The following is a 13,686-nucleotide window of genomic DNA, read 5'->3' on the forward strand; positions in this document are numbered from 1 at the left end:
CCAAAATACAAATTATTCAAAAATAGTGTGCGAGGACTAGATTGCAACTTGGGCTACCTTAACCAAAGCCCACAGTAACCAAAACATCACACTCCATACATCAAAACGCCACGCTGCTGAGGTAATAGTTAGCAAAGCGTGAGGGATTGGGGTGTGTAGTGGATATCAGTGTGACTTTTTTAGGTGTGGGTAATGCCCGTGCTACCTCGTTAGGCAATTCGAGTATTATCATCGAAGCCGACGCTAAACCATGGCTTCTGGTTGATTGCGGCTTTGATACCTTAGACAAGTTTCAATTGCGCTATCCAAATTCTTTACCTCCTGCGGTATTTATTACCCATTGTCACTTTGATCATATAGGCGGGTTAGAGCAGCTGTATTTTCTTGCTCGTTTTTCTGATAAACGGCCTGTGGTGTATATTTCACATTTATTGGTTTCTACTCTGGTCAGCGTATTGGGGAATACTCTTATTGCCGAAGGGCGAGAGAACGTATGGGATGTATTGAACATAGTGCCTGTTCACAATAGTTTTTTTCATCAAGGCACTAAACTCTATGTACACCCTGTACGTCATCACGTACCCAACAGCGCCTTTTCATTACACATGCCCGGTTACTTCTTTTATTCAGGCGATACTCGCCCCATCCCCGAAATTATTCATCATAATGTAAATAACAACGAGATAATTTTTCATGATTGCGGGATAAAGGGAAACCCAAGCCATACTGGGTTAGACGACCTACGAAGAGAATACGCGCCTAATGTGCTCAATCGTCTGGTTGCCTATCACTACGCTACAGCGGAGGACGGTTTACATTTTGCCAAGCAGCAGATAGCGTATGCTCAACCCAATCAAACCTTTGAACTGAACAACGCCGCTACAAACCAAGCGTTGATTACACTTCCACAAAGGGCGTAAACGTTTATGCAGCAAAGCGTGCACTCACCGCAAAACAACAACATCATTATAAGTGATGAAAACGCGCCGTTTTACCAAGCATCTCCCACAGGCTTGTATGTGATTGTTTATACCATCAACCCCGTCGATCAAGTGCCTATTTGGTTATCGACCGTGGAGTCTTGGTTTAAGCCCCATGGCATCTCGTTCATATACCGCCATCCTGCACAAGCGGTACCCCTATCACTTTTTGAGAACAGCCAAGGGGTATTGCTCTGGAATGGTACACTACCCGTCTTTACCCAATTAAAGGCATGGCTCAATAACCATCAAATTGCATATAGTTTTGTTGAGTGTGGGTTCTTTCCACAAACACAGCACGTTTACTTTGATAAGCAAGGTATCAACGTAGAATGCAGCCTTGCCACTGATGATTTACGCTGGTTACCCGAAAATGCCTCAGCGCTACTGGCCAATAAAGAACATGAGTTCTTCGACGGCGTACTAGCGTATTGCGAACATGAAGACTATATTTTCGTGCCTTTGCAACTAGGGGACGATTCCAACATTCAGTTAAACTCTCGCTTCACCAACGGCATGCAGCCTTTTATCGACTACATCGAAAACCTCTACCCTTCTGAAAACATTGTGTTTAAAGCACACCCAAGAGACAACAATACCTATAGCTCTGCACTCGCAACCAGCTATTGGTCTGATGCATGTGCAAAGTCGCTTATCAAAGGTGCCAAAAAGGTACACGGGATAAATTCTACCGTACTGTTCGAAGCTGAACTGTGGGGTGTGGAAACCATTATTGAAGGCGATTGTTTGCTGAGTCGCCACAAACATCAAAAACGAGCGCTACTAGAGGCCATCGTTTGCTATCAACACGACCTGAAAGGCCCAGCGCCAGACATTGAATGTATTTTGGATAATACCTATATACGTCTAGGTTAACCTATATAGATAGGATGCCACTGTTGATTTAGTAGTGATAGCAGGGGTCTAGAATCAAAAAAGCCCCGCTAATGCGAGGCTTTCAAGAATGGTGCCCAGAGGCGGGATCGTGACTCACGGTGACCGGCACCGATACGCTGCGTGTCGTCCAACGTCCACTGAGGCCAGAATCAAAAAAGCCCCGCTAATGCGAGGCTTTCAAGAATGGTGCCCAGAGGCGGGATCGAACCACCGACACGCGGATTTTCAATCCGCTGCTCTACCAACTGAGCTATCTGGGCGAAACTGGTTAGCTTTCGAGGCGTTACCGCCTGTGCTGCTGTGGGTGCGTATTAAACGGATTTAGCAGTAACAAGTCAACCGTTTTTGTTGGTTTTTTTCGCTTTTGTTGCCGTTTGCACATTGTTTACGCAAAAACGCCTTTTTTGTCTAACTTTTAGGCGGTGTAAAGCCTTCGATAGTAGGCTCTATGCCTTCAAACAAGTAGGCTTCCATTTTTTCTTCAAGAAAGCTACGAGCCGTGGGATCCATCATATTAAGCTTATGCTCGTTAATTAGCATGGTTTGACGCTTCTGCCATTCTGCCCATGCTTCTTTCGAAATATTGTCGAAAATACGCTTACCTAACTCACCTGGATACAACTGAAAATCTAGCCCATCTGCATCCTTCTGCAGGCGCTGACAAAATACCGTTCTGCTCATTTTTATTCCTCGCTTACGTTGCGCTGTGCATATTACACAAGGTGCGCCAATTGCTGAATGATCTTTTTCGTTGGAGCCGCTAATCCAACCTCTATCGTATCGTTAACAAAGAACCACTGCCCTTGTTGTTCGTTAACGGCGGGTTTAGGTGGTTCAGCCAAGGTGGCAACAACCGGCGTTATATCTAAATGGAAGTGGCTAAAGGTATGGCGAAAGGTATCGAGTGTTGTAAGTTCGCCTATCACCAAGCCCCGATTTAACGCTAGTGCGTTTACATTGCTTATTTCGTTGGCTTCTACAAAACCGTATAAGCCGCCCCATATTCCTGTTTGCGGTCGCTGTTCTAAATACACTTGCTGGCCAAACATTGGCACTATCATCAGGGTTTGTCGCTCAGGAATTGCTTTTTTGGGCTTTTTACCGGGGTACTCGCTTTGCATGCCCTGCGCAAATGCGATGCAGTCGTGTTTTAACGGGCACTCGTCACATTTTGGTTTGCTGCGTGTACATACCATAGCGCCAAGGTCCATCATTACCTGAGTGTAATGGTTACAGCGCTGTTCTGGGGTATTTTTTTCAGCCACGTCCCACAGTGCTTTTTCCACATTGGTTTTACCCGGCCAACCTTCAATAGCGTAGTAACGTGCCAGTACCCGTTTAACGTTACCATCTAAGATGGGATGCCGTTGCCCCATCGACAATGACAACACCGCACCAGCGGTTGAGCGACCAATTCCTGGTAGCGCAATGGTATCGTCTATATTGGTTGGGAATACACCATTGTGCATTTCAACGATTTGCTTAGCGGCTTTGTGTAAGTTTCGGGCTCTGGCGTAATAACCTAGACCAGTCCAATGGTGAAGTACATCGTCTTGTTCTGCATTGGCTAGTGCTTCTACCGTAGGAAACGACGTCATGAAGCGCTCAAAATAGGGGATAACCGTAGTCACCTGAGTTTGCTGCAGCATGATTTCAGAAATCCAAACTTTGTACGGCGTCACATCTTGCTGCCAAGGAAGATGCTTGCGCCCATGCTTGTCAAACCACGCCAATACGCGCTCAGCGAATGATGGGAAGTGTGTTTCTTGAGTCATCTTTTTTGTATTTTTAGTTTACGCACACGGTCTTACGTACCGATTGAAGTAGGCGTATGTTAGCATAATTAGCAACTACTACGTTGATAGGAACGAATGTGACCACTACGTCACCCATCATATTTTTCCCCGGTACATTGTGTGACGAGCGCATTTGGTTACCCTTGTGGAAGTTACTACCGCACATTAATCGTCGATATGTTCCTCTGCAATGGGCGAATAGCCTCACCGATATGCTGGCACTGGCGAGTGACAGAGTACTCCCTGACGAAAAGGTCCATCTTGTCGGATATTCTATGGGTGGCTTCGTAGCGTCGCGCTGGGCTGCGGACAACCCAGATAGAGTTGCTAGTATTACCCTCATTGGTTACGACGCCGATGGATTGAATGACGTAGAAGTAAAGCAACGCAAAACCATTCTTAAACAACTCAAACACGGACAGTTCAATCTGTCGAACAAGCAATACTTAGCGCGCTTTGTAATGCCCAATCAACTCGACAATCCAAGTGTTGCCGGAGTCATTGCCGAGATGAATAAAGATTTGGGTAAAGGTACCCTTGTCAGTCACATTGAATCTACAACGCCAAGACCATCTATGATTAGCGCATTAAAGGACGTAAAAGCGCCCATTACCGTCATTGGTGGCAACCACGACCAAATAGCTCCTGCGGATGCGCTACGCCGCACTTATGCAAAAATACCCAATACATCGGTGCATATTTTAGAAGACGCTAGCCACATGATGCTGCTGGAACATCCTGATTTAATTGCTAAACTGCTTGAAAGGTTGTGACGAATAATAGTTTATTGCGTATATAGTGCACAAAATTCGTTGCATATCACGTTATAGACTGGATAATGCGCCACCATTGAGTTTTAGGGGTATGAGGGCACTATTCATGGGTCAATTTAAGAGTCAGGCAGAAGCCGAAGCAGCTGGTGTGTATATCAGCAAGGTAAAAAGCTATGTAAAGCGCGAAGGTCGCCTTACTAAAGGGCAAGCAAAATCCCTTGAAGACTTTTGGCCAACCATGGGTATCGACTACCAAAATGCACCACTAAACCTTGAAGAAACATACGGTCGCAGTGCACCGCAAGTCATTGAGATCGGTTTTGGTATGGGTAAATCTCTTGTCGAAATGGCCAGTGCCGCACCAGAGAAAAACTTCTTGGGTATTGAGGTACACCGCCCTGGTGTAGGCGCATGCTTAGGAGATGCGGGAGAGCTTGGCTTAGAGAACTTGCGCGTTATGGAACACGACGCGGTTGAAGTGCTCAAGCATATGATCCCTGACGGTAGCGTGTCGCGTTTGCAACTGTTTTTCCCTGATCCTTGGCACAAAAAACGCCATCACAAACGTCGTATCGTTCAAGCCGAGTTTGCAGAATTGGTGAAATCTAAACTGGCCATTGGCGGTTGTTTTCACATGGCAACTGACTGGGAGCCGTACGCTGAGCATATGGCAGAAGTCATGAATAATATCGACGGCTACACAAACCAAGCGGAAGAAGGCGACTATGTACCTCGCCCAGATTATCGTCCAATTACTAAGTTTGAAACTCGTGGTCAGAAGTTAGGTCACGGTGTTTGGGATCTCATTTACGAGCGCACAAAATGATTTTATCGCCTCAGAATCAACTCTTAGAACGCAGCATGGACCTATTCGCCAATGGTGAATGGTTATTTGTGAATCCGTCGGATGCATATTTTCTCGACGAATTAAAAAGCAAAAGCATTGATGTTATGCACCAGTTCTTCGACATATTTTCTGAGAGCGTTCGCGTTGTTCCATCGATAAGCTACGACAGTAGAGATATTGCTGATAAGGGTTTTATAAGTGAACAAAAAGTGGGGTCTCATACTCACTATTTTGCCCCCTTTCTCACTACGCAGAATCAATACACCGACGTTATGATTTACCTGCCAAAGGCTAAATCCCATTTTCAAATGCTACTTCGCATGGCTGCGGGTACATTGAAAGAGAACGGTAGAATTCACGTTGTTGGCGAAAACAAAGGCGGTATTAAGAGCGCAGCTAAGTTAATGCAGCACTTAGGACCAACGCAGAAAATTGATTCTGCTCGCCACTGTAGCTTGCTAACAACTCAGCTTTCTGGTGAACACCTTGCGTTTAATCCGGACGACTGGACAGAAACACTCACCTACGAAGTTGAAGACACCAGCTGGCCTGTCGTGTCCATACCTGGTGTATTTAGTCATGGTGAGCTAGACGCTGGCACCAAGCTACTGTTAGAAAAGCACACTTCTAACCTCACTGGTAAGGTGATGGACTTTGCCTGTGGCGCAGGGGTTATTGGCAGCTACTTGATGACTCGCTATCCTCACTTGAAGCTCGCCTTGCTTGATGTAAGTGCGTTGGCTATTTACACATCAGCTATGACGCTCAAGGCAAACAATTTAAATGCCCAGCTGATTGCAGCCAATGGTTTGCATGGCGTCGAAACCAAGGTGAATCACATTGTGACCAACCCACCGTTCCACACGGGAATAAAAACCGACTACACAATCACTAAGCGATTTATTGAGGATGCGCGACGTTTATTGCATTCCAACGGCTCGCTACAAATGGTTGCTAACCGCTTTTTACCCTACCCTGGATTGTTGTCAGAACATTTCTCAAAAGTGCTAACTACTGCGCAGACCACACAATTTTCTCTATATCATACCTCTTTCTAATAGCACCCAGCTTAATCTCTGTGCTAACGTAACCGTAAGAGTAGTGTGGCGGGTAACTGGCTCGTCACTATAGGTTTATGCGTACAGAGTTTCGCTTTTCTTGTAGAAGGCATTACAAGTAAAAAGGTGTAGTTATGAACATAGTGTTTGCTATTTCGGAAGTTGAAGAGTTGGTGAAGACCGGTGGTCTGGCAGATGTAGGAAAAGCGCTGCCATTGGCACTGCATAATGCAGGTGAAGACGTAGCCATCGTCATGCCGTACTACAAAACCATAGCAGAGGAATACAATCTCCCCCCTTTGTGCGACCGCCAAACTCTATTTACAGAAGGTAAGGTCTACCATTTCGACATTCGCGAACTCAATTGGCACGGTATCAGTGTTTACTTTGTCGATTATCCTGAGTACTTCCAGCGTGATGGTTTGTACGCTAGTGCATTCGACGCTTACGAAGACAACGGCGAACGTTTCAGCTTTTTCAGCGGTGCGGTGCTACATACCTTGCAAACCCTAGAGCGTCGCCCAGATGTTATTCACTGTCACGACTGGCATACCGCAATGTTGCCGTTTTTAATGACCCATGAGCGTTCAGGTTACTTTGCGTCAACGCGTTCAGTGTTCACTATCCACAATGCAGCGTTTCAAGGTGTACACAAGGTCGAGCAAATTCCCTATTTACGCCACCACCCCGAGATTTTCTCGCAAGTACACGGCGGCTACATCAATATGCTGCAGTCAGGTATTGAGTTTGCCACTAAGGTCACTACGGTAAGTCCTAACTATGCCCAAGAGCTGCTAACAGATTTAGGCAGTCATGGTCTCCACGACCGTCTGGTTATGAGAAGCGCAGACTTGTCGGGTATTTTGAACGGTTGTGATTACACTCAATGGAATCCTAAAACGGATGCGTTCCTTCCAGTGGGTTACGACGCGGAAAGCTTTGAAGGTAAAGCGGAATGTAAAGCCGCATTGCAAAAGCGTGTTGATCTTCCACTAATGCCCCAAGTCCCACTGATTGGTATGGTATGTCGACTTACCGAGCAAAAAGGCTTTGGGTACATACTGCCCATCTTAGATGATTTAATGCAGCACAATATTCAAATAGCTATTGTGGGTACTGGTGATCCTAAAGTGTGTATGGACTTGGGTGAGTACGCGCAAAATCACAGTGATAAATTCGCCTTTGTGAATGGCTTTAGCTCTGAACACGCACACTTAATTGAAGCAGGTGCAGACTTCTTCCTCATGCCGTCACAGTTTGAGCCGTGTGGTCTGAACCAGATGTACAGTCTAGCTTATGGCACTGTGCCGATTGTGCGTGCCGTAGGTGGCTTAAAAGACACGGTCATAGATTTAACACAAAGTGACGCTCCCACAGGTTTCACGTTTTACGACCCTACACCTTATGCACTGTTGTCGTGTATTCGTCGAGCGTTGTTGTTTTACTATGAGCACCCTGATCAGTTTAGAGAGATGCAACTACGGGGTATGCATACTAGATTTACATGGGAAGCCGCTGCAAATAGCTATACGCAACTGTATTTATCTATGATGGTGGAAACCGAGTAAATTAGGTACTACTTTCCTTTTAGGACGGAATGATACACTATGAGCTAGGACGCCGATGTTGTGCATTTGAAGGTATAAATGACAGAAAAAACGGTACGACTTTCAATAAAGAGCCTTTTCCTCTGGGTGGTTATGAGTATTGCCATGGTATCCCTTGGGGTGTCAGCTATACTTTCAATCTATTCACAGGTGAATATTTACGAAGAAGAGCTCGAGTCTAATGTGCTAATGCTAGGTAAGCTCATTGGCGCAAATTCGGTTCCGTTTATCGCCACCAATTCTCCCAGTAACCTCGAAGAACGAATGAACAGCTTGGCTACCACACAGCAAGTTCTCAACGTTCATGTATACCGAATTAATACCGATGATGAGTCGGTGAATCACTTCGCTTACTACAATAAAGACGGCCGTTTGCTCATTGCTAGTCAAACCCACCGTTTACTCGAATTAAAAGATAACCCGACGATTGATGACGGTGGTGATTACGTGGAGGTCACTCACCAAATTGTTGATTTGGAAACGGGAACGCCTGTAGGTTGGGTGTACTTGCGATTTTCTACAGTGAGCTATAACAGCGTTGTCGTAAAATCTATTGCACTTACGCTCTCAGTCATGGTGCTTTTGGCGGTGTTGTGCTTTTTGCTAGCATTGAGATTGCAAAAAGTAGTTACAGCGCCAATCGAGCAACTTGCTCGTTTTCTACAAAAAACATCAAGAGAGAGAAATTACAGCGCCCGCACCGATATTGCAGGCGTGAAAGAAATAGGTATATTGTCTGACGCCGTTAACGTGATGATGTCGCGCATACAAGACTACATTCAAAAACAACAAGAGGCTGAAGCTAACCACAAGGCGTTGAACGCTAGTCTTGAAGAGATTGTTAGTGAGCGCACAATTGCACTGAAAGACGCCAACCAAGAGCTAATCCAAACCTTGGAAAAGCTTCACCAGTTCCAACGTCAAATGGTGCAAAATGAAAAAATGGCGTCCCTCGGCGATATGGTGGCGGGCGTAGCACATGAGGTTAATACCCCGATCGGCCTAGGTGTAACAGCGTCAACCATGATGCTTGACCGTTTAAAAACGGTACAGGACGATTACGACAATAAGCGACTCAAGGCCAGCGGCTTAAAACGCTTTTTCGACGAGAGTAATGAAAACCTCAACATCATTTATCGCAATCTAAATCGCGCAGCAGAGCTAATCTCAAGTTTCAAACAAGTTGCCGTAGACCAATCAAGCGAGTCCAGTCGTACATTTTGTTTTGCTCAGTTAGTTAACGAGATACTACTGTCGTTGCAGCCTCGACTTAAAAAGCTCTCTCATGAGGTTACCGTGGATTGTGACCAAACGTTAACGGTACAAACCAAAGCGGGCCCCATTAATCAAATCCTTATCAATTTGATTATGAACTCGCTTATTCACGGTTTTGAAGGAATTGAAAACGGGCAAATATCTATTTCTGCCGAATTGGTAACGTCAAACAAATTGAAACTAGTTTATAGAGATAATGGAAAGGGTATTCCTCCAACGATTAGAAAAAAATATTCGACCCATTTGTCACCACAAAACGTGGACAAGGTGGCTCTGGCCTGGGTATGCACTTAGTGTATAACTTAGTGACTCAAGGGTTGAATGGCTCAATATCATTGTCGAGCGAAGAAGGCCAAGGCGTGGAATTTGTCATTATTTTTCCAGTAAAGCCTGCAAATTCGAAATAAAAGTGGCTAAACTATTGAACTTTGCTTGATTTTTATTGGCTAAAACCCCATAAAAGAATGAATTGATATTCAATAATTGCTTGCAAACAAGGTCACGAATATTAATATTTAAACAGCAGACAGCTTAAACCGATTGAATATAAAGAGTGTAGAACACCATGCAAACACCAAATGTGTTAATTGTTGAAGATGAAGTAGTAACGCGTACCACGCTGAAAAGTTTGTTTGAGGCCGAGGGATACAGTGTATTCGAAGCTGAAAACGGCGATCAAATGCATGACTTCTTTGAAAACCACTCTATCAATCTGGTTATCATGGATATTAACTTACCAGGCAAAAACGGTTTGATTTTGGCTCGTGAAGTTCGTGACCGCAAAAACGTAGGGCTTATCTTCCTTACAGGCCGTGACAACGACGTCGACCGTATCCTTGGTCTTGAAATCGGTGCAGATGATTATCTGACTAAGCCGTTCAACCCTCGCGAACTGACTATTCGTGCACGCAACCTTCTTGCTCGTACTACTAGCTCAGCTGAAGACGACGACTTACCGAGTCGCGTTAACTTTAACGGTTGGATCTTGGATGGCGACAGCCGTTCATTGATTTCTCCTTCAGGTAAGGAATTCCGTCTACCTCGTAGTGAATTCCGTGCGCTTCACTTGTTCTTGAGCAACCCAGGTAAAATTCTTACTCGTGAACAGTTAATTATGGAAATGACAGGCCGTGAACTTCGCCCGAATGACCGTACTGTTGACGTAACTATCCGCCGTATTCGTAAGCACTTCGAATCAGAACCAACTGATGAAGAGTTGATTGTAACTATTCACGGCGAAGGTTACCGCTTCTGTGGTGCAGTAGACGGTTAATAGTCGCTGATACTAAATCATTAAAAAAGCCGCTCATCGAGCGGCTTTTTCATTCTAGTTTCTTACCTAACGGGGCAAGAAACATACTTGGTAGCGATAGTGCTTATCTTTAAGTAAAAATTCCTCATGGGTACTTGGGCTCCACGAATCATCACCACCCACGCCCATATGCGCGTGATCAATATACACATATGTACAATCTGAAGGTGTCAGGTCACAGGTATGCTTTGCAACATCTAACTGCCCTTGACCAAACTGACTCACAGAAAACGCAAACTTACCCTTCAACTCAAGATTGTTGAGCACCATAGTGTCACAACCAGTTCTCAATCCATTCTCGGTTGGGAAGATATAAGGGGTATGCATGGCATCGAGTGTTTCTGTGTAGTTACCATAACGGGCTGCCGCATTTCTGTCGGGATAGTTTTCAAAAGGCCCCTTACCTCGCCAGAGCACTTCTTGTTGATTGCTTTCAAGAGGCGCAGCATATTGAAGACCAATACGAGGCATTGGTGGCAGATTGTCGTCAAGAGTCACTTTGATATCTAGAGTCAGTGAACCATCGCCACTAAACGTATGAGTCCAATGAGACGAAGCAACTAGAGCATCTTCATAATAGTAATGAAATAGCGATACTAGCGAGACACTATGTGTACTTTGCGACACAGTTACACCAGCACAGACGCGTTCCCAATTGCCTATTCCGGCTCTGCGCCACCTCGACTCCCACGCATTGGGATCGGGATTGTCCACTTCGCTCACGCCAATATCGTTGTCTAATGGTGCACGAAAGAAATTATCTTCAAACGGCGCACTTAATTGTTCTGTACCATTGACTAACCAAGACACCAGCAAACCTGACTGACTATTCACGCTAAACAAGCTGGCACCCGCAGTAACTTCTGCCATGCCATTACTTTCAGCTAGCGTTACACTGGCATCAGACTCATCAAGTCTCAATGGTGAAATACCGGCTAGATTAACCAGAGCAAACTGTTCTGTATCTAACACATGACCCGCACTACCCCAAACGCAGTCTTCACTCAAACAAACGTCCACATTTAAGTGATACTTAGCGCCAGCGACAAAATCTACCTGATGAGTAATGTCTATCAAGGTCTTGCCTTGAGGAGCAATCGCTACATCGGCACTACCCGATGACACACGAGTGCCGTTTTCAAGTATTTCCCATTTAAGAAGCTCGTTATCGGTATGGCGGAACAGGTAGTCACTTTCAATCGTGAGCTGATAGGCACCATTATCTTGTGCTAGCGAGAAGGACAAATGCTGCTGACAATACTTAGCTTCAAACAGCGCGGGGTGCGGTGTTCTATCGGGAAACAACAAGCCATTGATACAAAACTGACGATCGTTGTCTTCGTCGCCGAAGTCTCCACCGTATCCCCAATAGGCCTCACCGCTTTCTGTATGCTTCAGTAAGCCTTGATCGACCCAATCCCATACAAATCCACCTTGTAAGCGCGGATAGTCTCTAAACGCTTTCCAGTAGTCTTCAAAGCTACCTAGACTATTCCCCATTGCATGGGCGTACTCACATAAAATTACTGGGCGATCCTCACCGGGCAATGACAACCATTTCTTGATAGCCCACTTTGGTACCGCGTCATCTTCAACATCCGTATCTACTCGCGCATACATGGGCGCTATGATATCGGTGGCAGTGGTATCTGAACCACCTCCCTCGTATTGCACTGGGCGGGAGGGGTCGAAGGCCTTTGACCATCCATACATCGCATCATGGTTCGGTCCGTGCCCGCACTCGTTGCCCAATGACCAGATAATAATAGAAGCGTGGTTTTTATCCCGTTCGACCATTTGGGTATATCTGGCCATATATGCCCCCGCCCAAAGAGGGTCTTGTGACAGCCTTCCCATCGGAAACATGCCATGGGTTTCAATATTGGCCTCGTCAACCAAGTACAAGCCATAATGGTCACACAACTCATACCAGCGAGGATGGTTAGGGTAATGGGCAGTACGTACTGCATTGAAGTTGTTTTGCTTAAGTAGTTTGATGTCTTCAATCATGTCGAGTTCGGTCACCGCATGACCTCGAGATTCATGGTGCTCGTGACGGTTAACGCCACGAATAAGAATCGGTTTACCGTTAACGCACAACTGACCTTGTATCATTTCTACTTTTCTAAAACCGATGTCGTACCCTTCGACGTCTACGGTATCTCCGGCTTCGTTAATAAGTGTCACCACTAAGCGATACAGGTTGGGTGTTTCAGCAGTCCAATGCAACGGACTATCGACCGATAGTTTTTGAAAGACAACATCGTCCCAACCGCCCTTTTCATCAATTCGCTTGTTGTTTGTGCCTGTAACAAGCACTGGTGTAACCGGCTCGCCACACAAGGTGAACAGCTGAGCGCACACACTGTAACTGGCTGGCGCCACAATACGCGTTCGAATAGCAAGTGAACCGTCGCGATAACACGCATCAAGATCAGGTGTGGCGAACACATCTGCAATGTGAGTTTTAGGCTTACTCACCAAAGTAACATCACGAAAAATACCGCTGAGCCACCACATGTCCTGGTCTTCAAGGTAGCTGCCGTCGGACCAACGAATCACCATGACTGCCAAAGTGTTTACACCGGCAACAAGCACCGTAGACAAATCAAACTCAGCGGGTAAGCGACTATCTTGGGAATAGCCTATGTACTCACCATTGCACCAAAGGTGAAAAGCACTATTAACACCGTCAAACACAATGTGATTACGTTCACGTAGCTGGTCATCGTTAATCGTGAACTTTGTACGATAGCACCCAGTTGGGTTGTCATCAGGCACAGAAGGAGGATTTACTGGGAACGGGTACCGTACATTGCAGTAAATTGGCTTATCGTGGCCTTGAAGCTGCCAATTAGAAGGCACGGTAATAGAAGTCCAAGACGTTTGCTCGTCGTTTGACAGTTCGGCGTGAATAAAAGACTCGGTGACTGCTTCAGGGCGTGAAAATAGTTTAAAGTCCCATTCTCCGTTTAGGCTTTGCTTACTCGCGCCTTGACCTTTTATTGCATCTTTAACCGATGAAAACCCATTAAGTGGGCTGTGAGCAGACACGCGATTTTTTTGAAAAACCACGGGATTCTGCCAATCTTTTTGCGCAACGATTTGAGCTACACTCGCCATACTGTCTAACCTCTCTTA

Annotated in this window: 10 protein-coding genes, 1 tRNA gene and 1 pseudogene; 8 read left to right on the forward strand and 4 right to left on the reverse strand. The window is 45.6% G+C overall.

Translation table 11 applies throughout. The features are described from left to right. The first annotated feature begins 170 nt into the window (after window positions 1–170). Window positions 171–920 carry an MBL fold metallo-hydrolase gene (locus EYS00_RS11750; protein WP_165399371.1) on the forward strand — a complete coding sequence of 250 codons (750 nt, stop codon included), beginning with the start codon at window positions 171–173 and terminating at the stop codon, window positions 918–920. Between the two features lie 6 nt (window positions 921–926). Next, window positions 927–1,856, forward strand: coding sequence for a hypothetical protein (locus EYS00_RS11755; protein ID WP_130636767.1), 930 nt, complete (start codon window positions 927–929; stop codon window positions 1,854–1,856). Between the two features lie 205 nt (window positions 1,857–2,061). On the opposite strand, the gene EYS00_RS11760 is transcribed toward EYS00_RS11755, so the two are convergent. From EYS00_RS11760 to mutY, 3 genes are all read right to left on the reverse strand, one after another. Next, window positions 2,062–2,137 (reverse strand) — tRNA-Phe (locus EYS00_RS11760). Window positions 2,138–2,285: 148 nt separating this feature from the next. Beyond that, window positions 2,286–2,558, reverse strand: a complete 273-nt coding sequence (locus tag EYS00_RS11765; protein WP_130636769.1) for an oxidative damage protection protein — start codon at window positions 2,556–2,558, stop codon at window positions 2,286–2,288. 32 nt (window positions 2,559–2,590) lie between these two features. Further along, window positions 2,591–3,652, reverse strand: coding sequence for an A/G-specific adenine glycosylase (gene mutY / locus EYS00_RS11770; RefSeq protein WP_130636771.1), 1,062 nt, complete (start codon window positions 3,650–3,652; stop codon window positions 2,591–2,593). A 98-nt stretch (window positions 3,653–3,750) separates the two neighbouring features. Here mutY and EYS00_RS11775 point away from each other — a divergent pair, with 98 nt between their 5' ends. The 6 genes and pseudogenes from EYS00_RS11775 to arcA all read left to right on the forward strand — a co-directional run bounded on the left by EYS00_RS11775 (window position 3,751) and on the right by arcA (window position 10,506). Then, complete coding sequence (locus EYS00_RS11775) at window positions 3,751–4,446, forward strand: alpha/beta fold hydrolase (protein WP_130636774.1); 696 nt, start codon at window positions 3,751–3,753, stop codon at window positions 4,444–4,446. A gap of 106 nt (window positions 4,447–4,552) precedes the next feature. Beyond that, on the forward strand, window positions 4,553–5,272 hold the full coding sequence (gene trmB / locus EYS00_RS11780) for a tRNA (guanosine(46)-N7)-methyltransferase TrmB (protein ID WP_130636777.1): 720 nt from the start codon (window positions 4,553–4,555) through the stop codon (window positions 5,270–5,272). Continuing rightward, window positions 5,269–6,351, forward strand: coding sequence for a methyltransferase (locus tag EYS00_RS11785; RefSeq protein ID WP_130636780.1), 1,083 nt, complete (start codon window positions 5,269–5,271; stop codon window positions 6,349–6,351). Before trmB ends, EYS00_RS11785 begins: the two co-directional genes overlap by 4 nt. 134 nt (window positions 6,352–6,485) lie before the next feature. Beyond that, on the forward strand, window positions 6,486–7,919 hold the full coding sequence (glgA, locus tag EYS00_RS11790; RefSeq protein ID WP_130636782.1) for a glycogen synthase GlgA: 1,434 nt from the start codon (window positions 6,486–6,488) through the stop codon (window positions 7,917–7,919). A gap of 78 nt (window positions 7,920–7,997) precedes the next feature. After that, window positions 7,998–9,640, forward strand: a pseudogene (locus EYS00_RS11795) (ATP-binding protein). Window positions 9,641–9,798: 158 nt separating this feature from the next. Next, complete coding sequence (gene arcA, locus EYS00_RS11800) at window positions 9,799–10,506, forward strand: two-component system response regulator ArcA (RefSeq protein ID WP_130636785.1); 708 nt, start codon at window positions 9,799–9,801, stop codon at window positions 10,504–10,506. 66 nt (window positions 10,507–10,572) lie between these two features. Here the strand turns inward: arcA and EYS00_RS11805 are convergent, their stop codons facing one another. Next, entirely contained in the window at window positions 10,573–13,668 is a 3,096-nt protein-coding gene (locus tag EYS00_RS11805; RefSeq protein WP_130636787.1) for a beta-galactosidase, read from the reverse strand. Window positions 13,669–13,686: the final 18 nt, after the last annotated feature.

Origin of the sequence: Alteromonas sp. KUL49, from assembly GCF_006538345.1 — a bacterium.
In the GTDB taxonomy this organism is placed as follows: domain Bacteria; phylum Pseudomonadota; class Gammaproteobacteria; order Enterobacterales; family Alteromonadaceae; genus Alteromonas.